Source organism: Salinicola sp. MH3R3-1, assembly GCF_001937155.1.
Lineage (GTDB): Bacteria > Pseudomonadota > Gammaproteobacteria > Pseudomonadales > Halomonadaceae > Salinicola > Salinicola halophyticus.
On record NZ_MSDP01000019.1, the window covers coordinates 54,205 to 81,027 of the forward strand.

Annotated in this window: 24 protein-coding genes and 1 pseudogene; 20 read left to right on the forward strand and 5 right to left on the reverse strand. The window is 63.0% G+C overall.

Annotated features, from left to right (window positions below):
• Window positions 1–175 precede the first annotated feature (175 nt).
• The 3 genes from cobA to BTW08_RS12885 all read left to right on the forward strand — a co-directional run bounded on the left by cobA (window position 176) and on the right by BTW08_RS12885 (window position 3,860).
• Window positions 176–967, forward strand: a complete 792-nt coding sequence (cobA, locus tag BTW08_RS12875) for a uroporphyrinogen-III C-methyltransferase (RefSeq protein ID WP_281492021.1) — start codon at window positions 176–178, stop codon at window positions 965–967.
• Between the two features lie 197 nt (window positions 968–1,164).
• Window positions 1,165–3,138 (forward strand): DUF294 nucleotidyltransferase-like domain-containing protein, encoded by a 1,974-nt coding sequence (locus BTW08_RS12880; protein WP_075562929.1) that lies wholly within the window; start codon window positions 1,165–1,167, stop codon window positions 3,136–3,138.
• Window positions 3,135–3,860, forward strand: coding sequence for a 3'-5' exonuclease (locus BTW08_RS12885; protein ID WP_075562930.1), 726 nt, complete (start codon window positions 3,135–3,137; stop codon window positions 3,858–3,860). Before BTW08_RS12880 ends, BTW08_RS12885 begins: the two co-directional genes overlap by 4 nt.
• Before the next feature lie 109 nt (window positions 3,861–3,969).
• Here the strand turns inward: BTW08_RS12885 and BTW08_RS12890 are convergent, their stop codons facing one another.
• On the reverse strand, window positions 3,970–5,601 hold the full coding sequence (locus BTW08_RS12890) for a BCCT family transporter (RefSeq protein ID WP_075562931.1): 1,632 nt from the start codon (window positions 5,599–5,601) through the stop codon (window positions 3,970–3,972).
• A gap of 370 nt (window positions 5,602–5,971) precedes the next feature.
• Here BTW08_RS12890 and BTW08_RS12895 point away from each other — a divergent pair, with 370 nt between their 5' ends.
• From BTW08_RS12895 to BTW08_RS12965, 15 genes and pseudogenes are all read left to right on the forward strand, one after another.
• Window positions 5,972–7,768, forward strand: coding sequence for an acyl-CoA dehydrogenase C-terminal domain-containing protein (locus BTW08_RS12895; RefSeq protein WP_075562932.1), 1,797 nt, complete (start codon window positions 5,972–5,974; stop codon window positions 7,766–7,768).
• A gap of 458 nt (window positions 7,769–8,226) precedes the next feature.
• On the forward strand, window positions 8,227–9,540 hold the full coding sequence (gene urtA, locus BTW08_RS12900; RefSeq protein ID WP_075562933.1) for an urea ABC transporter substrate-binding protein: 1,314 nt from the start codon (window positions 8,227–8,229) through the stop codon (window positions 9,538–9,540).
• A gap of 178 nt (window positions 9,541–9,718) precedes the next feature.
• Window positions 9,719–11,347 (forward strand): urea ABC transporter permease subunit UrtB, encoded by a 1,629-nt coding sequence (urtB, locus tag BTW08_RS12905; protein WP_075562934.1) that lies wholly within the window; start codon window positions 9,719–9,721, stop codon window positions 11,345–11,347.
• Complete coding sequence (gene urtC / locus BTW08_RS12910) at window positions 11,344–12,465, forward strand: urea ABC transporter permease subunit UrtC (protein WP_075562935.1); 1,122 nt, start codon at window positions 11,344–11,346, stop codon at window positions 12,463–12,465. Before urtB ends, urtC begins: the two co-directional genes overlap by 4 nt.
• A 35-nt stretch (window positions 12,466–12,500) precedes the next feature.
• On the forward strand, window positions 12,501–13,334 hold the full coding sequence (urtD, locus tag BTW08_RS12915) for an urea ABC transporter ATP-binding protein UrtD (RefSeq protein ID WP_139313652.1): 834 nt from the start codon (window positions 12,501–12,503) through the stop codon (window positions 13,332–13,334).
• On the forward strand, window positions 13,334–14,029 hold the full coding sequence (gene urtE, locus BTW08_RS12920) for an urea ABC transporter ATP-binding subunit UrtE (protein WP_075562937.1): 696 nt from the start codon (window positions 13,334–13,336) through the stop codon (window positions 14,027–14,029). The genes urtD and urtE overlap by 1 nt, the downstream gene beginning before the upstream one ends.
• On the forward strand, window positions 14,026–14,973 hold the full coding sequence (locus BTW08_RS12925; RefSeq protein ID WP_075562938.1) for an urease accessory protein UreD: 948 nt from the start codon (window positions 14,026–14,028) through the stop codon (window positions 14,971–14,973). The genes urtE and BTW08_RS12925 overlap by 4 nt, the downstream gene beginning before the upstream one ends.
• Before the next feature lie 235 nt (window positions 14,974–15,208).
• A complete protein-coding gene (locus BTW08_RS12930; protein WP_075562939.1) occupies window positions 15,209–15,511 on the forward strand; it encodes an urease subunit gamma in 303 nt (100 codons plus the stop codon).
• Window positions 15,512–15,580: 69 nt separating this feature from the next.
• A pseudogene (locus tag BTW08_RS19385) lies at window positions 15,581–15,883 on the forward strand (urease subunit beta); the annotation flags it as partial.
• A gap of 245 nt (window positions 15,884–16,128) precedes the next feature.
• Complete coding sequence (gene ureC, locus BTW08_RS12940; protein WP_075562940.1) at window positions 16,129–17,835, forward strand: urease subunit alpha; 1,707 nt, start codon at window positions 16,129–16,131, stop codon at window positions 17,833–17,835.
• 93 nt (window positions 17,836–17,928) lie between these two features.
• The gene (gene ureE, locus BTW08_RS12945) at window positions 17,929–18,594 is read left to right on the forward strand and encodes an urease accessory protein UreE (RefSeq protein ID WP_075562941.1); all 666 of its coding nucleotides are present in this window, start codon (window positions 17,929–17,931) and stop codon (window positions 18,592–18,594) included.
• A gap of 3 nt (window positions 18,595–18,597) precedes the next feature.
• The gene (locus BTW08_RS12950) at window positions 18,598–19,284 is read left to right on the forward strand and encodes an urease accessory UreF family protein (RefSeq protein ID WP_075562942.1); all 687 of its coding nucleotides are present in this window, start codon (window positions 18,598–18,600) and stop codon (window positions 19,282–19,284) included.
• A 25-nt stretch (window positions 19,285–19,309) separates the two neighbouring features.
• Complete coding sequence (ureG, locus tag BTW08_RS12955; protein WP_075562943.1) at window positions 19,310–19,972, forward strand: urease accessory protein UreG; 663 nt, start codon at window positions 19,310–19,312, stop codon at window positions 19,970–19,972.
• 77 nt (window positions 19,973–20,049) lie between these two features.
• On the forward strand, window positions 20,050–20,655 hold the full coding sequence (locus BTW08_RS12960) for a HupE/UreJ family protein (RefSeq protein ID WP_083627856.1): 606 nt from the start codon (window positions 20,050–20,052) through the stop codon (window positions 20,653–20,655).
• 133 nt (window positions 20,656–20,788) lie between these two features.
• Complete coding sequence (locus BTW08_RS12965) at window positions 20,789–21,226, forward strand: hypothetical protein (RefSeq protein ID WP_075562944.1); 438 nt, start codon at window positions 20,789–20,791, stop codon at window positions 21,224–21,226.
• A 150-nt stretch (window positions 21,227–21,376) separates the two neighbouring features.
• On the opposite strand, the gene BTW08_RS12970 is transcribed toward BTW08_RS12965, so the two are convergent.
• Window positions 21,377–22,195, reverse strand: a complete 819-nt coding sequence (locus BTW08_RS12970; RefSeq protein WP_075562945.1) for a DUF1206 domain-containing protein — start codon at window positions 22,193–22,195, stop codon at window positions 21,377–21,379.
• A 353-nt stretch (window positions 22,196–22,548) separates the two neighbouring features.
• Here BTW08_RS12970 and BTW08_RS12975 point away from each other — a divergent pair, with 353 nt between their 5' ends.
• The gene (locus BTW08_RS12975; RefSeq protein WP_246837737.1) at window positions 22,549–22,734 is read left to right on the forward strand and encodes a hypothetical protein; all 186 of its coding nucleotides are present in this window, start codon (window positions 22,549–22,551) and stop codon (window positions 22,732–22,734) included.
• The gene (locus tag BTW08_RS12980; RefSeq protein ID WP_075562947.1) at window positions 22,724–24,235 is read left to right on the forward strand and encodes a sodium:solute symporter family protein; all 1,512 of its coding nucleotides are present in this window, start codon (window positions 22,724–22,726) and stop codon (window positions 24,233–24,235) included. The genes BTW08_RS12975 and BTW08_RS12980 overlap by 11 nt, the downstream gene beginning before the upstream one ends.
• A gap of 21 nt (window positions 24,236–24,256) precedes the next feature.
• On the opposite strand, the gene BTW08_RS12985 is transcribed toward BTW08_RS12980, so the two are convergent.
• The 3 genes from BTW08_RS12985 to BTW08_RS12995 form a co-directional block, all read right to left on the reverse strand.
• Window positions 24,257–25,003 carry an amino acid ABC transporter ATP-binding protein gene (locus BTW08_RS12985; protein WP_075562948.1) on the reverse strand — a complete coding sequence of 249 codons (747 nt, stop codon included), beginning with the start codon at window positions 25,001–25,003 and terminating at the stop codon, window positions 24,257–24,259.
• Window positions 25,000–25,674: an amino acid ABC transporter permease gene (locus tag BTW08_RS12990; RefSeq protein ID WP_075562949.1), complete on the reverse strand. Its 675-nt coding sequence runs from the start codon at window positions 25,672–25,674 to the stop codon at window positions 25,000–25,002. Before BTW08_RS12990 ends, BTW08_RS12985 begins: the two co-directional genes overlap by 4 nt.
• A 90-nt stretch (window positions 25,675–25,764) precedes the next feature.
• Window positions 25,765–26,496, reverse strand: coding sequence for an amino acid ABC transporter substrate-binding protein (locus tag BTW08_RS12995; RefSeq protein ID WP_246837739.1), 732 nt, complete (start codon window positions 26,494–26,496; stop codon window positions 25,765–25,767).
• Between the last annotated feature and the right edge of the window lie 327 nt (window positions 26,497–26,823).

Below are 26,823 nucleotides of genomic sequence, written 5' to 3' on the forward strand. Positions count from 1 at the left end.
GCGTGACCGAGAAGTCGCCAGCGTGGCGGTAGAAGCCGGCGTCGCGGTTTACGTACCGGCGCATCCGACACTGTGCAGCGTCCGTCTGCCGCCGCGGGTGACCGTGGAGGATGCCGCGCAGCCCGCCTCTGCCTCCGTCCCTACCGATGGCCATTGGCGACGCGGCCATGTCTCGCTGGTCGGTGCCGGTCCCGGCGACCCGGAGCTGCTGACGCTGAAGGCGCTCAGGCAGCTGCAGCGCGCGGATGTGGTGATACACGATCGGCTGGTCAGCCAGGAAATCCTGGCGCTGATCGATCCCTCGGCGCGGCGTTTCTACGTCGGCAAGGCGCGTTCAAGGCACAGTGTGCCCCAGGAGGGTATCAATCAGGCGCTGGTCGACTGGGCCAAGGCGGGTAACCGGGTGGTCCGTCTCAAGGGCGGAGACCCGTTCATCTTTGGCCGGGGCGGTGAGGAGCTCGAGGCGCTGGTCGCCGCCGACATCGATTTCGACGTGGTGCCGGGAATCACCGCGGCCTCCGGCTGCGCCGCCTATGCGGGAATTCCGCTGACCCATCGCGATCATGCTCAGTCGGTGCGCTTCGTCACCGGCCATCTCAAGAATGGCAGCTGCGATCTCGACTGGACGGCGCTGGCGCGTGGCGATCAGACGCTGGTCTTCTATATGGGCCTAGGCGCGTTGGATCTGATTCGCGAGCGGCTGATGGCGTACGGGCTGGATGGCGCTACGCCGCTGGCGCTGATCGAGCAGGGCACGACAGCCAATCAGCGCGTGCATCTGGGTACGCTGTCCCGCCTGCCCGATAGCCTGGGCGCGCATCAGCCCCGCCCGCCGACCTTGATCGTCGTGGGTAGCGTAGTCGAGCTGGCATCGCGTCTCGAGTGGTTCCAGCCAACCGACAGTGGCAGCCTCGGCTGGGTCGAAGGCAAGCATCCCACGCCACTCTCCCAGGCCGACAGCGCCTGACTGTCGTATCGGCTCCTGCCGATCCGTTTTCCCCGGGGTTGCGCCCGCCGCTGGCCGATCCTTGCGCATCGGACGCATTTGCCCGAATCGGGTTCCTGACCGTTTCCATCGAGAGATCAACCGGATAGCGAACGAGTCGTCGTTGACGCCATCTCTTGGCCCTTCGACAATGAGAGCTCGCGACGGGGGAGAAGGGCATGAACGTTGAACAGCTGGATATCCGAGGTCACATGGCGCAGTTCGCGCCGTTCGACAATCTCCCCGATGCGTTGCTCGATCGCATCGCCGGCGAGGTCGAAATTCGCTATTTTCAGGCCGGCAGCGAGCTTCTGGTCAAGGACCAGCCGATCGATTCGCTCTGGTACATCCGCAGCGGTGCGGTGGAGATGTACCAGCGCAGTGGCCGCCTGTTCAACCGTCTGAGCGAAGGCGACATCTTTGGCTATTCGGATCTGCTGCGCAGCAATCGTCGCGTTCGCTATCCGGTCGGGGCGATCGAGGATACGCTGATCTACTTCATCCCCGGCGATGTCTTCGAGGCGGTGTGCGAGGAGGACGACGACTTCGCCGAGTTCGTGGAGACCGGCGGGCAGCGCCTCAAGGTGACGGTCGAGCAGCAGCGCGACGACAGCGGGCTGATGACCACAAGGGTGCGCAAGCTGATCAACCGGCAGCCGCAGATGGTGGAAGCCACGACCACCCTCCAGCAGGCCGCGCAGCAGATGCGCGACGCCAATGCCACCTGCGTGCTGGTGATCGATGTCACCGAGACGCAGTCCGCCTATACCTTCACCGGGCCGGACGGCCGCCACTGGAAACTCAACGGTATCCTGACCGATCGCGACTTCTGCACCCGCGTGTTGGCGGAGGGCAAGTCGCCCCAGACCCCGGTGGGCGATGTCATGTCGCGCAAGCTCATCGTCACCCAGTCCGACGAGTCGGTCTACGAGGCGATGCTGAGCATGCTGCGCAACCAGGTCCACCATCTGCCGGTGCTGTACCGGCGCCAGCCGATCGGCGTGCTGCATCTCTCCGATATCGTCCGTCACGAAACCCACAGCAGTCTGTTTCTGGTCAATAACGTCTTCGTTCAGAATAGCGCGGAGCAGCTCGCCAAGCTGGCGCCCGAAGTGCGCACCGGGTTCGTGCGCATGGTCGCCGATGGTGCCAACTCCGAGATGGTGTGCCGGGCGCTGGCGACGATCGGTCGCGCCTTCACGCAGCGTCTTCTCGAACTGGCGGAGAGCGAGCTGGGCCCGGCGCCGGTACCGTACTGCTTCATGGTACTGGGCTCGATGGCGCGAGAAGAGCCGACCATCAACGCCGACCAGGACAATGCGCTGGTACTCGACGACGACTACGATCCGGATCGGCACGGCGAGTACTTCAAGGCGCTGGCCAAATTCGTCTGCGAAGGCCTCGACGCCTGTGGTTACCCTTACTGCAAGGGCGATGTCATGGCGACCAACTCGCGCTGGCGGCAGCCGCTGCACGTCTGGAAGCGATATTTCACCGAGTGGATGGAGGAGCCCAACGGCGAACGCCTGTTGCACAGCTCCATCTTCTTCGATCTGGCACCGGTCCATGGCGAAGCGCCGATGGTCGAATCGCTGCAGGATCTGATTGCCGAACTGGCGCCACAGCGCCCCGTCTTTCTGGCGGCACTGGCGCGCAACGCCAGAAATCGCACGCCCCCGCTGGGGTTTTTCCGTCAGTTCGTCATGGATCAGGACGGCGAGCATCGCAAATCGATCAACCTCAAGCGTCGTGGCACTGCGCCGCTGACAGATCTGGTTCGCGTGCATGCGCTGGCGTGTGGTTCGAAGGCGCAGAATACCTTCACCCGCCTCGACGATATCGCCGAGACGAAACTGCTCGCGGACGGGGTCACCGATCGTCTGCGCTACGCGTTCGAGTTCATGTCGATGGTGAGAATCCGCCATCAGGCGGAGGCGATCGAGCAGGGCGTCGAGCCCGACAACAGCGTCGATCCGGAAAACATCGGCAGTCGGGAGCGCCACAACCTCAAGGACGCCTTCGAAGCCATCAGCAACGCGCAGAAATTCCTCTCGTTTCGCTACATCATGCCCACCCGGCAGAGCTCGTCGAAAACCGAGCCTGACAGATCGGGATCGCCACAGGGCGGTGCGCCGCGCAGAGGCGGCCGATGACCTGGCGCTGGGGAGCCGACAAGAAGACGGAGCCGAACTGGCCGGATTATCTGGCTTCGCGGGCCCAGCGGGTACGCGAGCCGCGCCTGGCCAGTTTCTATGCGCAGGGTACGCTGGATCCCGACACGCCGATCGGCGAGGCGCCGCTGGTGGCGATGGACTTCGAGACCACCGGTCTCGATGGCAGTCGCCATGACATCGTCAGCGTCGGCGTCATGCCATTTACGCTGGGACGGATTCGTCCCGCCGATGGCCGTTACTGGGTCCTATCGCCTCGACGCCAGCTCAGCGATGAGTCGGTCGCTTTCCATCACATCACTCACGCGGAAGTCGCCGACGCGCCGGACTTCGCGGCGATCATCGATGAGCTGCTACCGATACTCGCGGGGCGGCTGGTGGTGGTCCACTACCGCCAGCTGGAGCGTACCTTCCTGGACGCCGCCATTCGCGAGCGTCTGGGCGAAGGGCTGTTGATGCCGATGATCGACACCATGTCGCTGGAGGCGCGGATACATCGGCAACCGTGGTGGGCCCGGTTGAGGCGTTGGGCGGGGCGGCCGATGGCATCGATTCGCCTTCACGAGAGTCGGCAGCGCTATCATCTTCCCGCCTATACGGGCCACCACGCGCTGGTCGATTCACTGGCGACCGCTGAGCTGCTGCAGGCGCAGATTCTCTATCACTACGATTGGCAAACGCCGGTCAGCGCGCTGTGGCGATAAGCTCGATATCTTGGCGATAAGCGTTATCGGATATTCCAACGCAAAGCGGGCGGCTCCATGAGCCGCCCGCTTCTTGTCTGCCATCCTTTTGTGACGATGGCCTATGGCGTCAACCGCGAGGCTCGGAACGCAGCCCCTGGATGATCGCATAGCAGGCTGCCAGCAGTACGATCGTGAACGGCAGACCAGTGGTAATAACCGCCGCCTGCAGTGCCGCCAGACCGCCACCCAGCAGCAGGGCGATGGCGATGGCGCCTTCGATCAAGGCCCAGAACACGCGCTGCGGCGTCGGCGCATCGACCTTGCCGCCGGCCGTGATCGAGTCGATCACCAGCGAACCGGAGTCGGAGGAGGTGATGAAGAAGACCATTACCAGGATGATGCCGACGAACGACGTGATCGAGGTCAGCGGGAGCTGGCCGAGCATGGTGAACAGCTGCAACGGCAGAGCCGCTTCCTTCACCCCTTCGAAGCCATCACTGACGAGCTGATTGATCGCGGTGTCGCCGAAAGCGGTCATCCACAATACGGACACGATGGTCGGGACCAGCAGCACGGCAATCAGGAACTCGCGAACGGTACGGCCACGGCTCACACGCGCAATGAACATGCCGACGAACGGTGACCAGGAGATCCACCAGGCCCAGTAGAACGCGGTCCAGCCATGCACGAAGTCCGCATCTTCCCGACCGAACGGATTGGACAGCGCGGGCAGATTCTTGAGGTAGGAACCCAGGTTTTCGACGAAGCCGGTGGCGATCAACATGGTCGGACCGACGATGATTACGAACAGCAGCAGCAGGAACGCCAGTCCCATGTTGAGCTGCGACAAACGCTGAACGCCCTTGTCGACGCCCAGCACTACCGAGCCCAGCGCAACCAGCGTGATACCGATGATCAGCACCACCATGGTGACGTCGGTATTGGGAATGTCGAACAGATAGTTGAGTCCGGCTGCGGCCTGCGAGGCACCGAAACCCAGCGAGGTAGCCAAACCGAACAGAGTCGCCAGCACCGCCATGATATCGATGACGTGGCCCGGCCAACCCCAGATGCGCTCACCCAGAATCGGGTAGAAGATCGAACGCATGGTCAGTGGCAGGCCCTTGTTGAACGAGAACAGCGCCAATGCCAGGGCGACGACGGCGTAGATACCCCACGGATGCAGGCCCCAGTGGAAGATCGTGGCTGCCATAGCCAGCGACTGGGAAGCCGCCTGGTCGCCTTGGGCGCCGCCCAATGGTGCCCAGGAGTCTCCCGTGACGGACGTGCCGAAGTGCGTGATCGGTTCGGAGACGCCGTAGAACATCAGCCCGATGCCCATGCCGGCGGCGAACAGCATGGCAAACCAGCCGGCATAGCTGAAGTCCGGTTTGGCATGCAGGCCGCCGAGTCGGACCTTCCCGAGTGGCGTGAAGATCAGCACCACGGCGACTATCACGAAGATATTGGCGGCAAACAGGAACAGCCAGCTCAGATTGTCGGTCAGGAAGCTCTTCGCGCCGTTGAATAACGGTCCCATCTGATCCGGTAGCGCCAGCGTGATGATCACGAAAAACAGGATCAATAATGACGAGACCGAGAAGACCTTGCCATGTAGATCGACATTCATGCCGAATTTGTTGGTCTGGATATTGTCCTGGCCAATCACATAATCGGTATCGATGAGATTGGCGGGACCCTCTGGTGCCGGCACGCCTTCCTTTGGCGCATCCGGCTGGTTATTAGCGTCTTGAGCCACTAGCCGTCTCCATTTGGTGTGTCTTTATTAAAAGCCGCACTCGCATGGCGAATGACGACGATTCCCTTGCGCTCCCTTGCGTCGTTCGGGCGTGGTGTCAGCGAGCGACCACCCTGTCGAGGGAGTACTCAGTCTGACGTATCCGCGGGAACACGCAAGTTTCCCAATTATCCTGAATCAAGTCGGGCCTTCCAACCGTCTAGGCCAGAATCTCCGGTTTTACTGCCATTTATCCGCTGAACGGCATCTCCCGGGTCGGCTTTATCGCTGATCGAGCGCTAGACCAAGGTCAGGGTGAAGACGGCAGTCCTTTTGCCTATAGTCTTGGCTGATTTGAAACGAATGTTTGAAAACCATCGGGAGAGTTCGAATGGCCGACTATCGTGCACCGCTCGTCGACATGCGCTTCATTCGTGAAGAGGTGCTCGACGCCGAGCGAGAGTGGCAGGCCATGCCGGCGACCGCCGAGCTCAGCGCCGAGCTCGCCGATGCCGTGCTGGAGGAGGCCGGACGGCTTGTCGAAGCTGAACTGTTTCCGCTCAACCAGCGTGGCGATGCCGAAGGATGCCGCTTCGAGGGAGGCGAAGTGAGGACGCCTGCAGGGTTCCAGGGCGCTTTTCAGGAACTCGCCCAGGGCGGCTGGTGTGGATTGGGAGGCAACCCGGACCATGGTGGCCAGGGCTTGCCGAAACTGCTGACCCAGGCTTTCGATGAAATGCTCTACGCCAGCAACGCCGGCTTTGCTCTCTATCTGGCGCTCAACAACGGCGCGGGACTGCTGCTAGATGCCTATGCCGACGAGGCGACCAAGGCGCGGTACCTGCCTCGGCTCTACGCCGGTGAGTGGCTGGGCACCATGTGTCTGACCGAACCGCATTGCGGAACCGATCTGGGGTTGATCAAGACGCGGGCAGTGCCCGGTAGCGACGGGCGATATTCCATCACCGGCAGCAAGATCTGGATCACCGGCGGCGAGCACGATCTGACCGAGAATATCGTCCATCTGGTGCTGGCCAAACTGCCCGACGCGCCGGCGGGCGCCAAGGGCATCTCGCTGTTTCTGGTGCCCAAGCGTGAGGTGCGCGAGGACGGTTCGCTGGGCGACGCCAATGGCGTGGTCTGCGGCGGGCTCGAGCACAAGATGGGGATCAAGGGCAGCGCGACCTGCGTCATGCACTTCGACAATGCCCAGGGCATCCTGATCGGCGAGCCGCATCAGGGTCTGGCGACCATGTTCACCATGATGAACTACGAGCGACTCTCGATCGGCATTCAGGGGTTGGGGCTGGGCGACGTCGCCTACCAGAGCGCGATGGCGTTCGCGCGCGAGCGTCGCCAGAGTCGTGCCCCCGGCGGCGTCGCCGAACCCGATCAGGCGGCCGATCCGATTCTGGTCCATCCCGACGTCAGGCGCATGGCGCTCAACGCCCGCGCCTGGAACGAAGGTGGTCGGCTATTTGCCGCTTTCGTCGCGCGCGAGCTCGATCGGGCCAAGTACCACCCTGACGCCGAGGTGCGAGAGGTGGCCGAGGATCTGGTGGCACTACTGACGCCGGTGGCCAAGGCATTTCTGACCGATCGCGGCTTCGCGACCACCGTGGAGGCGCAGCAGATCTATGGCGGCAGCGGCTACTGCGTCGAGTGGGGCGCCGAACAGTTCGTGCGCGATGCCCGAATCGCGATGATCTACGAGGGCACCAACGGGATTCAGGCGATGGATCTGGTCGGACGCAAGCTGATGCGCAACCAGGGGGCTTATCTGCGTCGCTTCGCCGAGCAGATGCGGGCCGATCTCGACACCGACTCGGGTGATCCGACAGTGATCCCTTTTCGCCGCGCGGCCATGGAAGAGCTGGCACGCCTGGAGCGCGTCTCCGCGCAGTTGATGGAGATGGCGCGAACGGATCCGGCTGCCGCGGGCGCCGCGGCCCACGACTACCTGCAACTGCTGGGTTACACCGCCTACACCTGGATGTGGTGGAAGGCCGCTCGGGCCGCTCGCCACGGATTGACAGTAGACGGGACATCGGGCGAAGCGTTCTACCGCGCCAAATTGTTGGTGGGTCAGCATTTTCTCGAGCGCCAGCTACCTCAGAGCGAAGCGCTGGAACGCCAGATCGCCGCCGGCCCGGCAGGACTGATGGCGCTGGATCAGAGCCTGTTCTAGGTCACGCGGATTCCATCCCGGCGTTGACGCGGGGGCGCTAGCGTTTGGCGACGCGGCCCGCATCCTCATGCGCTTCTTCTGTGCGCTTCTTCTGTGCGCTTCTTCTGTGCGCCTCTCTGATGCGCCTAGCTATGCACCTTCATGTGCCGCTTGCCGGTTTCGATGCGCTTCCGAGCACGAAAATGGTGCATTGCCCGCGGCGAACTGGCGCCTGCTGCGCCAACCGTCAAAGTCCTGACGGATTTGCGGGTCTTTTTCTGCACCAATTCCTTTCTCGTTGGACGAAGTTCTCCCTTTTTTCTCGTTCCTTGTATACAAAAAATGAGTGCGAAGAGATCAAGGCACGAAAAATGCATAGGGTTCTCCGATCGTTGCCGGTGCGTCCTCGCACAGGGCTTTCGATCACCGGGCCGATCAAGCCGATCATCAAGGGCCATGACCAGGATCAGGAGAACCCAATGACAACAAACTCCCTTCGCAAGTTGATAGCCGGCTCCAGCATCGCTTTGGGGCTGGCCGGCTTTGGCAATGCTGCCGTCGCCCAGCAGCAGGATGACGGTCCGATTCGGGTCGGTATCCTGCATTCGCTTTCCGGCACCATGGCGATCAGCGAATCGACGCTGAAGGACGAGATGCTGATGCTGATCGACAAGCAGAACAAGGCGGGTGGACTGCTCGGTCGCAAGCTCGAACCGGTGGTGATGGATCCGGCATCGGACTGGTCGCTCTACGCTGAACAGGCGCGTGACATGTTGACCGGCGACGATCATGTCGACGTGATTTTCGGCAACTGGACCTCGGCTTCGCGCAAGGCGGTGCTGCCGGTGGTAGAGGAGCTCAACGGGCTGCTGTTCTATCCGGTGCAGTACGAGGGCGAGGAGTTTTCCGAAAATATCTTCTACACCGGTGCCGCGCCCAACCAGCAGGCGATTCCGGCAGTGGACTATCTGAAGAGTCAGGGCGTCGAGCGCTGGGCGCTGCTGGGCACCGACTACGTCTATCCGCGCACCACCAACAAGATTCTCGAGGCCTATCTCAAGGCCAACGGCGTCGCGGATGACGACATCATGGTCAACTACACGCCGTTCGGTTTCAGCGACTGGCAGTCGATCGTCTCGCAGGTCAAGGATTTCGGCAGCCAGGGCAAGAAGACCGCGGTGGTGTCGACCATCAACGGCGATGCCAACGTGCCGTTCTACAACGAGCTCGCCAATCAGGGGATCTCGGCGGGTGACATCCCCGTGGTCGCGTTCTCGGTGGGCGAGCAGGAGCTGACCGGCATCGACACCGCACCGCTGGTCGGCCACATGGCGGCGTGGAACTACTTCATGAGCGTCGACAGCGATGCCAACTACGACTTCATCGACGACTGGGTCGCCTATACCGGCAACGACGAGGCGGTGACCAACGACCCGATGGAGGCGCACTACATCGGCTTCAACATGTGGGTGCAGGCGGTCGAGAAAGCTGGCACCACCGATGTCGATGCGGTCAAGGATTCGATCATCGGCGTGACCGTGCCCAACCTGTCGGGTGGGGGTTCCACCATGATGCCCAACCACCACATCACCAAGCCGGTGATGATCGGCGAAATCCAGGATGACGGGCAGTTCAGCGTGGTCTGGCGCACACCGACGACCGTCGCCGGCGATGCCTGGTCGGATTACCTGCCGGAGTCGAAGAACCTGATCAGCGACTGGAGGGCCCCGCTGCGCTGCGGCAAGCTCGACGTCGAGTCGATGACCTGCGAAGACGGCCCGGGAGCGAACTGAGGTCGGAGCATGCCTGAGCACGGCCGGAGCCGAGGGGTGTCCCTCGCGCTTCGGCCATCGATGTCGGTGCCCGTTGTCGTAGGAGTAGGAGTAGGCGTGGGCGCCGACGACAGTGAATCTCGCGTCGTGTGTGACGGTGCGGGATCTCATTCGAGCATCGCATCGTGAGCGTTGAACCATGACCCCGAATTCTTCAGCAGGTGGCCGCTCTCTCGGTCGCCTGATCATCGAGTGTCTGCTGCTCTGCCTGCTGCTGCTCTGGGTGGCGATTCTCGCCCGGCCCGCTGCGGCGGCTCCTGCCGAGCCGCAGACGCTACTGGAGGCACTCGATACCAATAGCTTCCAGGCCAAGGGCGACGCCGCTCAGGCGATCGCCGACAGCGATATCGAGCAGAAGACGCGCTGGCTGCAGGCGCTGCTCGACGGTCGCCTGGGCAAGGAGCGGCGCGGCGAGCGCTTTTACATCATTACCGATGATAGCGGTCGCGAGTGGCCGATCATCGACGCCATCACCCTCGAAGACGCCGGTACCGGCACCCGGCGCACCGTGGATATCTTCAAGATCAACAACGACCTGCGCACGCGGATCGAGGGGCTGCTCGCTTCATTGTCGCTGAGCGCTGGCAACGAAGCCTCTCGGCTGTCGGCAGCGCAGCGCCTGGTCGGCGAAGTCACGGCCGACAACGCCGATCGTGTGCGCGGGATGCGCGACGAAGAAGAGAGCGATGCCGTCCGCGGCCAGCTCGATGTGGCGCTGGCGCTCTACGATCTCCAGCAAGGCGATGCCGATGCGCTCGAGACGCTGCGCGGCAATCTCGACACCCGCGTGCGCAATACGCTGACGCCGATCGCCGCCGGTGATTCGACACTCGCCGCCGAGGCGCAGTCGGTGCTCGGCGGCATCGAGAGCAAGCGGGCCTGGTACGACCGCGCGCAGACGCTGTTTTTCGGTCTCAGCGCCGGATCGATTCTGGTGCTGGCCGCAATCGGTCTGGCGATCACCTTCGGTGTCATGGGCGTGATCAACATGGCCCACGGCGAGCTGATCATGATCGGTGCCTATACCACCTGGATGATCCAGCAGGCGCTGCCCGGTCAGCCGGGGCTGGCGCTGGCACTGGCGATACCCGGCGGCTTCCTGGTAGCGGGCGCGTTCGGCGTGGTGATCGAGCGCACCGTGATCCGCTTTCTCAAGGGCCGACCGCTGGAGACACTGCTGGCGACGTTCGGTCTCAGTCTCGTCCTTCAGCAGCTGGTCCGCAGCGTGTTTTCACCGCTCAACCGCCGGGTGGCCTCGCCGGACTGGCTTCAAGGGGCGTGGCAGATCAACGAGGCGCTGTCGCTGACGCTCAATCGTCTGGCCGTTCTGCTCTTCTGCCTGGTGGTCTTCGCCGGGCTATGGGCGCTGATGCGCTATACCCGGCTGGGGCTCGAGGTGCGTGCCGTGACCCAGAACCGGGCAATGGCCCGCGCCATGGGTGTGCGCGCCAGCCGCGTCGACATGCTGACCTTCGGGCTGGGGGCGGGCGTGGCCGGATTGGCCGGCGTGGCGCTTTCCCAGCTCACCAACGTCGGGCCGAACCTGGGCCAGAGCTATATCGTCGACTCCTTCCTGGTGGTGGTGTTCGGTGGCGTGGGCAATCTCTGGGGAACGCTGGTTGCGGGGATGTCGCTTGGGGTGATCAATCAGGTGCTGCAGCCCTGGGTCGGTGCCGTGCTGGCCAAGATCATCGTGCTGGTGGGCGTGATCCTGTTCATCCAGAAGCGCCCGCAGGGCATCTTCGCACCTAAGGGGCGGATCTCATGACGCTTACCGACAACCTCGGGCGTGGCGATCGTTCCCGTCAGGCCTTTCTCTCCCGCTCGACGCTGCTGACCAGCCTGGTGCTGATCGTCGGCATGCTGGCGGTGCTGATACTCAACGCGCTGCCGGACTCGAATGCCCTTCACGTCAGTGGGGCCACGGTAGCGCTGCTGGGCAAGTACTTCACGTACATGCTGCTGGCGCTGGCGGTGGATCTGATCTGGGGTTATCTGGGCATCCTGAGTCTGGGGCACGGCGCGTTCTTTGCGCTCGGTGGCTATGCCATGGGGCTCTACCTCAACGCGCAGACCTCGCCGCTACCCGGATGGCAGTCGATCATGAGCTATTTCCCGGTGGCGGCGCTGGCGATCCTGCTGGCGCCTGGCCTGTTGGCGCTGGTCTTCGGCTGGCTGGCATTTCGCTCCCGCGTTACCGGCGTCTACTTCTCGATCATCACCCAGGCGCTGACGTTTGCACTGATGCTGGCGTTCAATCGCAACGAAATGGGATTGGGTGGTAGCACCGGGCTAACCCGCTTCTACGAACTGCTGGGCTTCTCGCTCGCGGGCGAAGGCATGACCGTGGCGCTGTTCGTGGCATCCGGCATGGCGGTGCTGCTGGCGTTCTGGATATGCCGGGCGATCACGGTGTCGCGTCTCGGCCGGGTCAGCATGGCGACGCGCGATGCCGAAGCGCGGGTGCGATTCATCGGCTATCGGGTCGATCACGTCAAGCTGGCACTATTCGTGGTGTCGGCGATGATCGCCGGCGTCGCCGGGGCGCTCTACGTGCCCCAGGTCGGGATCATCAACCCCAGCACCTTCGCGCCGCTGTTCTCGATCGAGGTGGTGGTGTGGGTGGCGCTGGGCGGGCGCGCCACGCTCTATGGTGCCTTGCTGGGCGCGCTGGTCGTCAACTATCTGAAGACGGTGCTGACGGGGTCGATGCCGGACGCCTGGCTGTTCATCCTCGGTGGGCTGTTCGTGCTGGTCACGATGCTGCTGCCGCAGGGTATCGCCGGGGTGATTTCGCAGTGGCGCGGCAAACGACGGGATCACGAAGGGGGCCGAGATCGGCAGGAACAGCAAGATCGGCGGGAACAGCAGGAGGCCAGCGCATGAGCGCGATCGATAGGACCCTCGACAAGTCCTCCCGTTTGGGGCGTCTGCGGGAGCTCGCGCGTCCGGATAGGGTATTCGACTTCATGGCGCCGGCGCAGTCGCCGGTGGATGTCCGGCACGGTCCGATTCTCTATCTCGAGGACGTCAGCGTCAGTTTCGACGGTTTCCGGGCCATCGATCGGCTCAATCTGACCATCGACGACGGCGAGCTGCGCTGCATCATCGGCCCCAACGGCGCGGGCAAGACGACGATGATGGACATCATCACCGGCAAGACCCGGCCGGATCAGGGCCAGGTCTGGTTCGGCAGTCGCCACAACCTGTTGACGCTGGACGAGCCGCAGATCGCCAACCTGGGAATCGGCCGCAAGTTCCAGAAGCCGACGGTGTTCGAGGCGCTCGACGTGAGCGAGAACCTGGAACTGGCCATGGCTGGCGATCGCCGAATCTGGAAGACCCTGCTGGCCCGCCTCGATCGGGAAGGCCAGGCCCGGATCGACGAAGTGCTCGAGACGACGGGACTGACCTCGGAACGCTATCGCCTGGCAGGCGTGCTTTCCCACGGGCAGAAACAGTGGCTCGAGATCGGCATGCTGCTGATGCAGCGACCCCGGCTGCTGCTGGTCGACGAGCCCGTCGCCGGCATGACCGAGCCGGAAATGCACCGTACCGCCGAGCTGCTGACGCGGCTGGCAGGCAAGCAGTCGGTGGTGGTGGTCGAACACGATATGGGCTTCGTGCGCTCGATCGCTCGGCAGGTCACGGTGCTGCATCAGGGCAGCGTGCTGGCGGAAGGCACCATGGACGAGGTCGCCGGCGACCCGCGGGTCATCGAGGTCTATCTCGGCGGCGACGAGGAGGCAGCCTGATGCTCAGCGTCGACAAGCTCGACCAGTACTACGGCGAGAGTCACATCCTGCGCGACCTGTCGCTCGACGTGCCTGCCGGGCGCTGCACCTGCGTCATGGGGCGTAACGGCGTCGGCAAGACGACGCTGCTTAAGACGATCATGGGCGAGGTGGCGGCGCGCAGCGGGGCGATTCGCTTCGACGGCGAAGACCTGCTTAAGCGTCGCCCGGAAGCACGGGCTGGCCTGGGCATCGGTTACGTGCCGCAGGGGCGCCAGATATTCGCCACGCTGTCGGTGGAGGAAAACCTGCGTATCGGCCTGCCGGCGAGGAGAGACAGGCAACGCAGGATTCCCGAGCGAATCTATGAGCTGTTCCCGGTGCTCGAGGAGATGCGCTATCGTCGAGGCGGCGATCTCTCCGGCGGTCAGCAGCAGCAGCTGGCCATCGGCCGGGCGCTGGTGCTCGACCCGAGGCTGCTGATTCTGGATGAGCCGGGCGAGGGTATTCAGCCCAACATCGTCGCCCAGATCGGTGAAGTGATCCGTCGTCTCAATCGCGAAGATGGTCTGACGGTATTGCTGGTGGAGCAGAAGCTGCCGTTCGCGCGCCAATACGCCGACGGGTTCATGATCATGGACCGCGGCCAGGCTGTGGCCAATGGCGATATTGCCGAACTGAGTGACGAATTGATCAAGCGACATTTGACGGTATGACGGCAGACCTTTCACGCCACTGGCGAACGGCGCCTGCGGATTCGGGCCATCGGTTCGATGCGAGCCGGCGTTGGGACGCCTCGCTGTCGCTCGAGTTTGCCGCCCGTCCCACGGTAATGGCCACGGCAATGCCCGAGGCGACGCCAGCAGCGACGCGCACGCGGCTCATGCGCGCGCGTCACCACGGGCCGCTGCGGGTACAGCGGCCGTTCTACCCGGAGCCCCGCGTGGCGGGGCAGTCCGATCCCTGCCACGTCTATCTGCTGCATCCGCCGGGTGGCCTTGTCAGCGGCGATGCCTTGAAAGTCGATGTGAGTGTCCAGGCGGCTGCCCACGCGGTGCTGACCACACCGGCGGCGACCAAGCTCTATTGTGCGGACAGTCACGCCGTCGCTTGGTCCCAGATCAATCGATTCCGCGTCGAGGACGGCGCGATGCTTGAGTGGTTGCCGCAGGAAACCATCGCCTTCGATGGCTCCCGGGGCGAGCAGCAGACCGAAATCCGGCTACAGGGAAATGCACGCTGCCTGGGGTGGGAGATCATGGCCCTGGGGCGTCCGGCCAGCCATCTGCCGTTCGAGAGCGGGCGTATCGAGCAGCGCTTTCGATTGATTCACGACGGTCGTCCGCTATGGCTGGAGCGTCAGCCGCTGGATCCACGGCACCCGCGTTTCGTGGGCCGCTGGGGGCAAGGCGGGGCGACGGTGCAGGCGACGCTGTGGGCGGCCGGACTGCCTTCGACGCAGGACGCCGTGGACGCGATTCGCGCCGCGCTGCCGGCGGCGACGAACTGGGCGGTGACCCAGCGCCACGGTGTCGTGCTGCTGCGTTATCTTGGCGATTCGCGCAACGAGGCGTGGGCCCTGTGTCGGGCTGCCTGGGCTTGCCTCAGACCACTACTGGCCGGGCGCCAGGTCTGCGAACCGAGGATCTGGCGAACGTAATCATCCAAAATCCGCCGGTCGTCGCGTTTTTGATAGCGCCCCGAAGCCGGCGTCAGGTTTTTACAGCGCCCCGGAGCCGGCGCATGGCTTTTTACAACGCCCCGGAGCCGGCGTCAGGTTTTTACAGCGCCCCGAAGCCGGCGCATGGCTTTTTACAGCGCCCCGAAGCCGGCGCAACATTGCAAAGCTCGTAGCTCGTAGCTCGTAGCTCGTAGCTCACAGACAGGATATCGATATGGAACTGACACCCCGAGACAAAGACAAGCTGCTGCTGTTCAGCGCGGCGCAACTGGCCGAGCGACGACGCGCGCGCGGGCTCAGGCTCAACTACCCCGAGGCGGTGGCGCTGATCAGCTTCGAGATCGTGGAGGGCGCGCGCGATGGGCGCAGCGTGGCCGATCTGATGAGCTATGGCCGCGAGATATTGACTCGCGAGGATGTCATGGAGGGCATCGCCGAGATGATCCATGAGGTCCAGGTCGAGGCGACTTTTCCGGACGGTACCAAGTTGGTCACGGTTCACGACCCCATCGTCTGACGCGGCTGCGTTCGATCAGACAGCGGAAACGTCGCTCCACAGGACAAGAATCGATAAAAGGGGAAACCGATGATTCCCGGTGAAATGCAGATTCAGGATGGCGAGATCGAGCTCAATGCGGGCCTCGAGACGATCACGCTGGATGTCGCCAATACCGGTGACCGGCCGGTTCAGGTCGGCTCACACTACCATTTCGCCGAGACCAACCCGGCGTTGGCGTTCGATCGCGCCAAGGCGCGGGGCTATCGCCTCGACGTGCCGGCCGGGTCGGCCATTCGTTTCGAGCCGGGCCAGACTCGTGAAGTGACGCTGGTGCCTTACGTCGGCGAGCGGCGAGTCTTCGGCTTTCGCGGTGATGTCATGGGTTCGCTCTCTAACGCGTCGCTTTCTAACGCGCCCACAGCCGCGCGAACTAACGCTAACGCGCCCACAGCCGCGCGAACTAACGCTAACGCGCCCACAGCCGCGCGAAATAACGCGCCGCCTTCCAATGCGCCGCCTTCCAATGCGCCGCCTTCCAATGCGCCCAAGGCTGCGCAGGACACACAGGACACGCAGGACGCGCAAGCCACGCGTAGGGCACGCGATGATAATGGCGACGAAGGGAGAGCGAACTGATGGTCAAGATCACCCGGCAGGCTTATGCGGACATGTATGGCCCCACCGTCGGTGACCGCGTGCGCCTGGGCGACACCGAGCTGTGGATCGAGGTCGAGAGCGATGCGACCGTCTATGGCGATGAGGTCAAGTTCGGCGGCGGCAAGGTCATCCGCGATGGCATGGGCCAGAGCCAGCGTCACGATGATTCGGTCATGGACACGGTCATTACCAATGCGCTGATTCTCGACTGGTGGGGCGTGGTCAAGGCGGATGTCGGTCTGCAGAAAGGGCGGATCGCGGCGATCGGCAAGGCGGGGAATCCGGACGTGCAACCTGACGTCGAAATCGTCATTGGCCCGGGTACCGAGATCATCGCCGGAGAGGGCAAGATTCTGACCGCTGGCGGTATAGACGCACACATCCACTTCATCTGTCCGCAGCAGGTCGAGGAAGCGCTGATGAGTGGCGTGACGACGATGCTCGGCGGCGGCACCGGTCCCGCGACCGGGACCAACGCCACCACCTGCACGCCGGGGGAGTGGCACCTGGGCAAGATGCTGCAGGCGATCGATACGCTGCCGATGAATATCGGCCTGCTCGGCAAGGGCAACGCCAGCCTGCCCGACGCGCTAGAGGCCCAGATCGTCGCCGGGGCGATCGGGCTCAAGCTGCACGAGGACTGGGGCACCACGCCGGCCTCGATCGACAACTGCCTGAGCGTGGCCGAGCGTTTTGATGTGCAAGTGGCGATCCACACCGACACGCTCAATGAATCCGGCTTCGTCGAGGACACCCTGGCGGCGTTCAAGGAACGCGGCATTCACACCTACCACACCGAAGGGGCCGGGGGCGGTCACGCGCCGGATATCATCACTGCCTGCTCGAAGGACTACGTGCTGCCGTCGTCGACCAACCCGACGCGGCCCTACACGGTGAATACCATCGACGAGCATCTCGACATGCTGATGGTCTGCCACCACCTCGATCCCAACATTCCCGAAGACGTCGCCTTCGCCGATTCGCGCATCCGCCGCGAGACCATCGCGGCCGAGGATATTCTTCACGACATGGGCGTAATCTCGATGATCGCGTCCGACTCCCAGGCGATGGGACGCGTCGGCGAGGTGGTCTGCCGAACCTGGCAAACCGCACACAAGATGAAAGTCCAGCGCGGACTGCTGCCGGAAGACGAAGCGCTCGGCGCGGACAACTTCCGCGCGCGGCGTTATATTGCCAAGTACACCATCAACCCGGCGCTGACCCACGGTATCGCCCACGAAGTGGGATCCGTCGAGGTCGGCAAGCTGGCGGATCTGGTGCTGTGGAATCCGGTCTTCTTCGGCGTCAAGCCGGCATTGATCATCAAGGGCGGGATGATCGCTGCCGCGCCGATGGGCGATCCCAACGCGTCAATCCCGACGCCGCAGCCGGTTCACTATCGGCCGATGTTCGGCGCTTTCGGCAAGGCCGCCAGTGCGACGCGTCTGAGCTTCGTCAGCCAGGCGGCGCTGGACGCCGGGATCAAATCGCGGCTGGGGCTGGAGAGTGAACTCTCTGCTGTCAGGCAGGTGCGAGACGTGCGCAAGAAGGACATGAAACTCAACGACGCCTGCCCGCACCTGACCGTCGATCCGCAGACGTATGAAGTTCGCGCGGACGGTGAGCTGCTGACCTGTGAACCGGCGACCGAGTTACCGCTGGCTCAGCGTTATCACCTTTTTTGATTCGACTATTCATCTGCCGGCCGGGCTTGTTTTCGGTTATCTATATCGAGGTCATCCCGAGCCCCGTATCCGGCCATCACGAGGTAGACAGACATGTGGAAATTGATTGAACGGCTCGAGGCGACATCCGATGCCGTTGCCGTCGACAGCGTTACGCTGCCGTTCGAACTGCGGATGCGGGGGAGATTGAAGGCCGTCAGCGACAACGGCCGCGAGATCGGTCTCTTCCTGGATCGTGGCCCGGTGCTTCGCGACGGGGCGCTGCTGCGCGCCGAGACGGGCGAAATCGTTGCGGTCCGAGCGGCCGACGAACCGGTGGTGACGGCAAAGACCGCGGCCGGTCTGGTCCAGGCTCGGCTCTGTTACCACCTGGGCAATCGCCATGTGCAGTTGGCGATCGGCGGCGACGAGGCGGGCGGCTGGGTGCGATTCCCGCCGGACCATGTGCTCGAGGCCCTGGCGACGAGACTCGGGGCGACGCTCGAACACCACCGGGCGCCGTTCGATCCCGAGCCCGGCGCCTATGCCGAAGGCCATGGTCATGATCATGGGCCCGCATCCGGCTCCGGAGGCGGGCAAGGCCATGAGCATTCTGGTCAGTCCCACGACCATTCTCACGGCCACTCTCAAGGCCATTCTCAAGGCCATGCCCACTACCATCCTCACGACCCGGTGCACGGCCATGGTCAGCGGCACGCCCAGGTCTACGATTTCCAGCGCCATCTGTCGCACCGCGACGGTCTCAAGCATGAGCTTTGAGTGATGGCGGCCGAGTCGACGCGCGATCCGTTGGCGCTGATGGGGCTGATGCAGTTGGTCAGCCCGGCCTTGCCGATCGGTGCCTTTGCCTGGTCTCAGGGTCTGGAGAGCGCCTTCGAGCTGGGCTGGGTGAACGACGAAGAGGGGTTGGGCGCCTGGTTGTCGGGCGTGATCGAGGATGGCCTGACATCGTGCGAGCTGCCGGTTCTGGCCAGACTGCAGACGGCCTGGGCAGACGAGGACCGGGAGACATTGCAGCGCTGGAACGACTGGCTCCAGGCCACCCGCGAGACTGCCGAGCTGGCGGAGGAGGAACTGAGGCTGGGGCAAGCCCTGGCGCGTCTGCTGGGCGATCTCGACCTACTGCCGGCATCCGGCTGGTTACCCCAGCGACCCGCCTACGTCACGCTGTTTGCCTGGCTGGCCCATCGGCGCGGTATCGCCGTCGCCGATGCCCAGCTCGGCTTTGCCTGGGCGTGGCTCGAGAATCAGCTTGCGGCGGCCTGCAAGGCGCTGCCGTTGGGGCAGACGGCGGCCCAGCGGCTGATCGAGCGGCTGCGCCCCGAGCTTGCCAGCGCGGTCGACACCGCCAACCGGTTGACGGATGCCGAGCTGGGCCCGGTGTTACCGGGGCTGGCGCTGGCAAGCGCCCTGCATGAAACACAGTATTCGCGGCTGTTCCGCAGTTGAGAGTAGGCAAGGAGAGGTGAGTACGATGAAGCACTGTTTACGCGTCGGTGTCGGTGGCCCGGTGGGTTCCGGGAAGACGGCATTGCTCAAGCAGCTGTGTCTGGCGCTGCGCGACCACTACGATATCGCGGTGGTCACCAATGATATCTACACCCGTGAGGATGCCGACTTCCTGCTGCGCCACGACGCGCTGGCAGCGGATCGGATCATCGGCGTGGAGACCGGGGGCTGCCCGCACACCGCGATTCGCGAGGACGCGTCGATGAATCTGGCGGCGATCGATGATCTCCACGCGCGGCATCCGGATCTGGAACTGGTACTGGTGGAGTCCGGTGGCGACAATCTGGCCGCCACCTTCAGTCCCGAACTGTCGGATCTGACGCTCTACGTGATCGACGTCTCTGCCGGCGACAAGATACCGCGCAAGGGTGGGCCGGGTATTACCAAGTCGGATCTGCTGATCATCAACAAGATCGACATTGCCGACTACGTTCACGCCTCGCTCGACGTCATGGAGCGTGACGCCAAGATGATGCGCGGCGAACGCCCCTTCGTTTTTACCAACCTGCACGACGGCGTCGGTGCCGAGACCATCGTTCGCTTCATTCTCGATCGTGGCATGCTGCCCGAACGGCGCGGTGACGCCTGTCGTGCCATTCAGGATCAAGCACTGCTGACTGCCAACTGACGTTGCGTTCGGTGCATACAATATTCGTAAACTCAATATTCGTACGCCAATAGCCGTACGATCCAAGGAGAACTGTCATGACTTCATCCTCTGTCACTGCTCGTCGTCTGGCCTGGCTGGCCGCGCCGCTGACGTTGCTGGTCGCGTCGGCGGCCCTGGCGCATCCCGGGCCGTTGCCGCATACCCACGGTGGAAGCTTCTTTGCCGGGCTGATGCATCCGTTGTCCGGCCTCGACCATCTGCTCGCGATGCTGGCGATCGGTTTGTGGAGCTGCCGTCAGGCGCCCGCGCTGCGTCGAGCCATGCCGCTGTTGATCGCGCTGGGTATGGTCGCCGGTGCCGGGCTCGCCTGGGCGGGCGTGCCGCTGCTCGGCGTCGAGTTCGGGATTGCTTCGAGCGTTCTGCTGGCAGGGGTGCTGCTGGCCAGTCTGGTCAAGTTGCCCAGCGCCTTGGGCGGATCGCTGGTGTTCGCGTTCATTCTGCTGCACGGCCACGCTCACGGCAGCGAACTGGCACCGGGCGCCTCGGCTGCCCTCTATGCGCTCGGTTTCGTCATCGCCAGCGTCGCCATCACGCTGGCTGGGCGTTTCACCGGCAACTGGTTGATGCAGCGAGACAGCCGCTGGCTGCGCGGGATCGGCGCTGCCATCGCCGCCGCCGGTGGCGCGCTGATGCTGGGCTGAGAAGATTGAATGAAGGGCATGCATCTGAACTCGATGCGTCGGCGTATTCATTGACAGGCGACCAACGCCGCTTTGTCAGGGAACGTCTCGGACGTGACGCCACGTTCGATCATTGATACTGCAGGAGCCTCTTATGAAAATCTCTACTAGCCGCCGTTTCGGTCTCGCTACCGGTTTGATGTTGGTCATGTTGAGCGGTGCATCCGTGGCACAGACCGCCATGGACGATAGCGCGCCCAACAGCAGCAGCGATCAGATGGGCATGGCGAGCAAGGACAGCACCAACCGTGATGCGATGATCAATGGGATGTCTTCCTCGTCACATACGTCTTCCGCTAGCAATGCCATGGACGATAGTGCGCCCAACAGCAGCAGCGATCAGATGGGGATGGCGAGCAAGGATAGTGCTAACCGTGACGGGATGGTGAAGGGCATGCCCAGCCACGGCAATGCCGACGCGATGCAACCCACGATGGACAATAGCGCGCCCATGAGCGGCAGTGATCAGGAAGGCGTGGCTGGCAAGGACTCCACCAACAGCGAGCCACTCAATACAGGTGCGTCGCAGTAAGCCAGGAGCTATCCCGCGACGCCGCTGCATTCCGGGCGGCGTGTTGCTTGGTTGGCTGCGTCGATCGATTTCAGACCGCCTCGGCGGTCTTTTTTTCGTCTGTTCTCGAGTCAACACGCAGTGGCATGGGTCGGCGAAAGCTCGTCAGGGTCAATTCTTGGGATGTCTCACCCGGCGATAGCCGGCATTGATGAAGCAGTAACCACCGTACGCTATCAGCCCTACTGCGACCGCACCCAGCAGGTAATCCCCGAAAGGTTGGTGAGCCAGCAGATCCAGCGCGGCGCTGAGACCTTGAGCATCGCTGGGCGAAAGACGCCAGGCCGCCAGCGCCAGCAACCCCCCTATCAGCACGAAGGTGACGCCCCGCGCCGCCAGGCCCAGGCGCGCGATGGCCTCGAGCAATGGCAGGGGAGGGTTGGGCCGGCTCTGCAGGTGCCAGTTCTTGCGGTAGGAGCGCTTCCAGGCGCGGATCAGCTGATGGATGCCGACGCCGATGAACACAAGCCCGATGAGCAACAGTAGCCAGCGCCCGCCAGGGAGGCCCATCAGACGTTCGGTGCTTTGCGAGGATCCGCTGCTCTGCGACTGGGCGAAGCTCTGGAACACCAGCGTCGCACATTGCCAGGCGAGCGTGACGTATAGGCTACCGCTGATCACGAATCCTAGTCGTTGAATCCAGCCCTTCCAGTCGTTGCCCTTGCGCTCGGTATCCCAGACTGCCTGGGCCAGACGCCACAGCACGTAAGCGATCAGCCCCAGGCCAAGTATGGCCAGCAATACCCGCCCGAAAGGCCACAGCGCGATCTTGCGGATGACGTCCGAGGCCCCGCTTTCGCTGCCGCCAAGACCTATCGTGGTCAGCAGGGCCAACCAGCCGATCGTCAGATAGATCAGCCCTTTGGCGATATAGCCAGCCGATGCCGTATGTTGCAGCCACTCGCGTAGACTGAGGTGGTTCCCTTTCATGTTTGTCCTCGTATTGTTCGGCTACCGATGTCACGCACTGATCCCTGTCGCGCAGCTCGTCGCTGAATAATCGTCGATGAGTGCTCAGGCACGCTAGATAGCGCTCAGGCAAAAGGACACCCGGCGGGTGACGCGTCACTAGACTAGAAGAGAAAATGCTACAGCGATACGACGCAGGGTGCAGGCTGCCGATCGCGATGCGTTATTCTATGCGCGCGCCGCGCTTTACGACGCCTGATTCTCCCAGGGCTGGATTTTTCAAAAAGCCGGATTTTCAACGGCTGGATCTTCAAAGGTTAAGCATCTCGATGAAACATTTTGTCGTCCGTCCGCGTTCAGGGATGGGGTGGACTTTGACTCTGACGTTCGTGGCGCTGATCGCTCTGGGCCTGTGGCCGGTGATCGGCTGGCTCAATCAACCGCGACTTTGGCTGGGATTGCCCTGGATTGCCGTGTGGACCTATTTGATCGTGCTGGGCTGCTGGCTCGTCATGCTGATCGCCAACCGTTGGCTCAAGGCCTCTTCACATGACGACTAGTCTGTTACCGCTGTGGATCACGTTGGGCTATATCGGCATTGCGCTGTTCATCGGCTTGCGGGCGCGAGGCGGACGCGTCATGGATAGCCTGGAGGAGTGGGGCGTGGCCGGGCGCAGCATGGGGCCTGTCACGCTCTATCTGCTGATCGCTGCCGGCAGCATCAGCGCCTATACCTTCATGGGCGCGCCGGGCTGGGCCTACAGCAAGGGGGTGGCGGTCTTCTATGTGGTGATCTATCTCTCCTATCTGGCGTTGGTGGCATGGTATTGCGGGCCCAAGGTATGGGCCTTCGGTCAGCGCTTCGGCCACGTGACTCAAGGCGCGGCAATTGCCGATCGCTACCAGAGTCCGCTGCTTGGCGGGCTGGCGGCGCTGGTCATGTCGATCGGCTCGCTCGCCTACGCGGTGCTTCAGACTATCGGTTCGGCCTATATCCTGTCGGTGATGAGTGGCGGGCGCATCCCCGTCTGGGCGGGCGTGGTGGTGATTCTAGGCGTCATCGCGATCTATCTCTACGTCAGCGGTCAGCGAGCGATAGGCCTGACCAATGCCTTCCAGGGCATATTGATGCTGGTCGTGGCCTGGACGGTCGGACTGTGGGCGGCGCATCACGCCACCGGCGAGCTGGGCTTCGCGGGTGTCTTCGATCGGCTGGCCAGTGAACGGCCCGCTTTTCTGACCCTGCCTGGCGGTGACGGCAAGATGAGCTTCGCGTTCTGGACCACCTCGATCATCGTGTCGATGCTGTCGTTCATGCCGCCGGTCTGGAGCCAGTGGATGAGCGCGCGCTCGGCCGAGACCATCCGGCGCAGCGCCACCTGGCTGCCGACCTATTACATCGTCGTCCTGCCGATGGTGGTGGTGGGGTTCATCGGGATCACCGCGCTGCCCAACCTCGATCGAGCGGATACCGTGGCGCTCGAGTACGCCCTGCAGCATCTGCCGAGCTGGTTGGTGGGGCTATTGGGGGCGGGGACCTTGGCCGCGGCGATGTCCTCCTGCGAACCGTTTCTGCATTCGGTGTCGATGGCCTATGCCAAGGATATTGCTCAACCCCTGTTTCGTCTCAGTGAAGCGACCACCGCCCGTCTGGCCCGGCGCCTGTTGATACCGATCATGGCGCTGATCGTGGCGCCGGTGGCGATCAGTGAACCGAGCAACCTGATCATGATCCTGCTGGTCGGACTGGGGTTCGCGACGCAGGTGCTGCCGGCGTTCATCGGCATGTTTCTCTGGACCCGCGCGTCGCGGTGGGGCGTACTGGCCGGGATCGCGAGCGGGTTCAGCGTCACGCTGGCGTTCACGCTGATCTGGCCCAATCCTCTGGGGATTCACGCCGGATTCTGGGGATTGATGGTCAATCTGCCACTGTTCGTGGTCGTCTCGTGCCTGACCCCACCCGTGCGGGACGACGTGGTCGAACGCTTCTTCGCGATCAGCGCGCCGGGGTTTTCAAAAGCCTCTAAGAGCACTTTTTCAAGATCGTCCTCAAGGCGCTGACCCCAGCGCGGCGGGCGTCGATCAGCCGACGTTCGCTGCCAGGATCTTGCGCAGGAACTGCTGCGTGCGTTCATCCTTGGGTTGGCTGAACAGTTCCGCGGGCGGCGCCTGCTCGATGATCCGACCCTGATCCATGAACACCACGCGGTCGGCGACCTCGCGGGCAAACTGCATTTCATGGGTCACGACGATCATGGTCTGATGCTCGGCCGCTAGCTGTTTCATCAGGCCGAGCACTTCTTCCACCCATTGCGGATCCAGCGACGAGGTCGGTTCGTCGAACAGAATGACGTCGGCATTGGCGGCCATTGCCCGACCGATACCCACGCGCTGCTGCTGGCCGCCGGAAAGCGAGGCGGGGTAGGCATCGGCCTTGTCGGCCAGGCCGATACGCTCGAGAATCTCGCGCGCCCTGGCGTATGCCTTGGCCTTGGGGACGCGATCGACCACGATCATCCCTTCGGCAACGTTCTGGAGCGCGGTCTTGTTGGCGAACAGAGCGTAGTTCTGGAACACGAAGGCGGTACGTCGCCTGAGCGCGAGGATCTGATCTTGGGTGGCGCGAGTGGTATCGAAGCTGAGATCGCCGACGGTCAGGTGGCCGGCGTCGGGCGTCTCGAGGAAGTTGATGCAGCGCAGCAGCGTGGACTTGCCGGTCCCCGAGGGCCCGACGATCACGATGATCTCACCGCGGTCCAGGCTGAGGTCGATCTCGTCGAAGACGACATGGTCGCCGAATTGCTTGCGGATACCCTTGAGTTCGATCATCGCTGATAAGCCCGATTGAGTCGTTTTTCCAGCCATTTCTGGATCCAGGAGAGCGCTTCGACCACGATCCAGTAGATCACCGCGACGACCAGGAAGGCCTCAAAATAGAGAAAACTCCCGGCGGCCTCTTTCTGGGTTGCGCCCATCAGCTCGGTGACGCCGAGGGTGAAGGCCAGTGATGTCGACTTGATCATGTCGATAAAGTAATTCATCAGTGTCGGCGTCGCGACACGGGTCGCCTGGGGCAGCACGATTCGCCGCATCAGTTGCGCTCGGGTCATGCCGATGGAGAGCGCGGCTTCGGTCTGGCTACGATCGATGCCGACGATCGCCGCGCGAATCGATTCCGCCATATAGGCTGAAAAATGCAGTGTCAGGCCGAGGATGGTGGCGGTGATACCGTTGATCGCAACCAGAAAGGTCATCACCTGGGGTAGCCCGTAGTAGAACAGAAACAGCTGAACGAGCAGTGGCGTGCCCCGAAAGAACGAGATGAACAGCAGGGCGAAAGCGTTGAGGCCGGGAACGCGGGTTACCCGGATGACGGCCAGCAGACAGGCCAGCACCAGTGCACAGGCCATACCGGCGGCCGCCATTTCCAGAGTCAGCGGCAGATAGCTCAGGAGAATGGGCACCAGGCCCAGCATGTAGTCGAAATCGAGGGCGTGCATAGGCCTTGGCGCTCCGCGGCTGGCGACTTCAAATAATGGAAAGGCCCATGACGTCGATCGGCGTCATGGGCCAGCGATGCTCGGTACCGATCACGGCTGGGTGATATCGGATCCGAACCACTTATTGGAAAGATCGCCCAGCTTGCCGCTATCACGTAACTTCGCGAGGGCGTCGTTGACACGATCTCGGAGTGCTTTGCCGGCTTCGTCATCGCGGAAGGGATAGGCATTCTCGATCTTGGAAAAAGGCTGACCAGCCAACTGGAGCGGCAGCGGCTTGTCCTTGATGACCTGGGACGCGCTGACCCGATCCATGACGAATGCATCGGCTCGGCCAAGCGCGACATCCTGTTCGATGTTGGAATCGTAGGTCTTGATGTTGATCTGGTCCGCGTAGGGTAGTTCGTTGAGCAACTGCTCATAGTTGGAGCCAAGATTGACGGCGACCGTCTTGTCCTTGAGATCCTCGACGCCCTTGATGGCATCGTTACCCTTGCGAACCACGACCTGGGCACCGTCATAAACGTAAGGGGTGCTGAACAGGTACTTCTCCTGACGTTCCGGCGTGATGGTGATCTGGTTGGCGATGGTATCGATTCGATTGGAATCCAGCATGCCCGCCAGCCCGGAGAAGCTTGCCGTGACGAACTTGATGTCATCGCCAGTGATCTCGCCGATCGCGTTCATCAGATCGACCTCGAACCCCTTGAGATCATCGTGCTCGACGTAGGTGAACGGATAGTAGCCCCCAGACATCCCTACCCGGAGGGTATCGGCTTGCGCCACTGCGGCGCCCAGTGATGTCGACAACCCCAGCGCCATGGCCAAAGTGACTCGGCGGAGTGAAGTGCTCTTCAGCAAACGTTTTGACATGAGATCAAGACCCTTCGAGTGGAGATGTATGCAAGAGAGGCGCCATCTATTCGCCCAGCAGAGCACCGTAGAATAGCGCAATTTTATTTTTGGTAATAAGAAAAATAATTTATATGCCTATTTGTTTGGCTTTATCGGCCCGGCACCTGCTACCTACCTAGCCACGCCTCTCATCGTGTCTTTTATCATAGCCTGGCCCCGCTGCTGCTCCTGCTGTTCCATTCTACGAGCCACGAGCCACGAGCCACGAGCCACGAGCCACGAGCCACGAGCCAC

Bases quoted from the DNA above. Each gene is read 5' to 3' on its own strand.
- BTW08_RS12985 (WP_075562948.1), bottom strand. From the start codon at position 25,003: ATGATCGAACTCAAGGGTATCCGCAAGCAATTCGGCGACCATGTCGTC.
- BTW08_RS12965 (WP_075562944.1), top strand. From the start codon at position 20,789: ATGAAAATCTCTACTAGCCGCCGTTTCGGTCTCGCTACCGGTTTGATG.
- BTW08_RS12950 (WP_075562942.1), top strand. From the start codon at position 18,598: ATGGCGGCCGAGTCGACGCGCGATCCGTTGGCGCTGATGGGGCTGATG.
- BTW08_RS12995 (WP_246837739.1), bottom strand. From the start codon at position 26,496: ATGGCGCTGGGGTTGTCGACATCACTGGGCGCCGCAGTGGCGCAAGCC.
- BTW08_RS12990 (WP_075562949.1), bottom strand. From the start codon at position 25,674: ATGCACGCCCTCGATTTCGACTACATGCTGGGCCTGGTGCCCATTCTC.
- ureC (WP_075562940.1), top strand. From the start codon at position 16,129: ATGGTCAAGATCACCCGGCAGGCTTATGCGGACATGTATGGCCCCACC.
- urtE (WP_075562937.1), top strand. From the start codon at position 13,334: ATGCTCAGCGTCGACAAGCTCGACCAGTACTACGGCGAGAGTCACATC.
- ureG (WP_075562943.1), top strand. From the start codon at position 19,310: ATGAAGCACTGTTTACGCGTCGGTGTCGGTGGCCCGGTGGGTTCCGGG.
- urtA (WP_075562933.1), top strand. From the start codon at position 8,227: ATGACAACAAACTCCCTTCGCAAGTTGATAGCCGGCTCCAGCATCGCT.
- BTW08_RS12980 (WP_075562947.1), top strand. From the start codon at position 22,724: ATGACGACTAGTCTGTTACCGCTGTGGATCACGTTGGGCTATATCGGC.
- BTW08_RS12895 (WP_075562932.1), top strand. From the start codon at position 5,972: ATGGCCGACTATCGTGCACCGCTCGTCGACATGCGCTTCATTCGTGAA.
- BTW08_RS12880 (WP_075562929.1), top strand. From the start codon at position 1,165: ATGAACGTTGAACAGCTGGATATCCGAGGTCACATGGCGCAGTTCGCG.
- ureE (WP_075562941.1), top strand. From the start codon at position 17,929: ATGTGGAAATTGATTGAACGGCTCGAGGCGACATCCGATGCCGTTGCC.
- BTW08_RS12930 (WP_075562939.1), top strand. From the start codon at position 15,209: ATGGAACTGACACCCCGAGACAAAGACAAGCTGCTGCTGTTCAGCGCG.
- BTW08_RS12960 (WP_083627856.1), top strand. From the start codon at position 20,050: ATGACTTCATCCTCTGTCACTGCTCGTCGTCTGGCCTGGCTGGCCGCG.
- BTW08_RS12925 (WP_075562938.1), top strand. From the start codon at position 14,026: ATGACGGCAGACCTTTCACGCCACTGGCGAACGGCGCCTGCGGATTCG.
- BTW08_RS12885 (WP_075562930.1), top strand. From the start codon at position 3,135: ATGACCTGGCGCTGGGGAGCCGACAAGAAGACGGAGCCGAACTGGCCG.
- BTW08_RS12970 (WP_075562945.1), bottom strand. From the start codon at position 22,195: ATGAAAGGGAACCACCTCAGTCTACGCGAGTGGCTGCAACATACGGCA.
- urtB (WP_075562934.1), top strand. From the start codon at position 9,719: ATGACCCCGAATTCTTCAGCAGGTGGCCGCTCTCTCGGTCGCCTGATC.
- urtC (WP_075562935.1), top strand. From the start codon at position 11,344: ATGACGCTTACCGACAACCTCGGGCGTGGCGATCGTTCCCGTCAGGCC.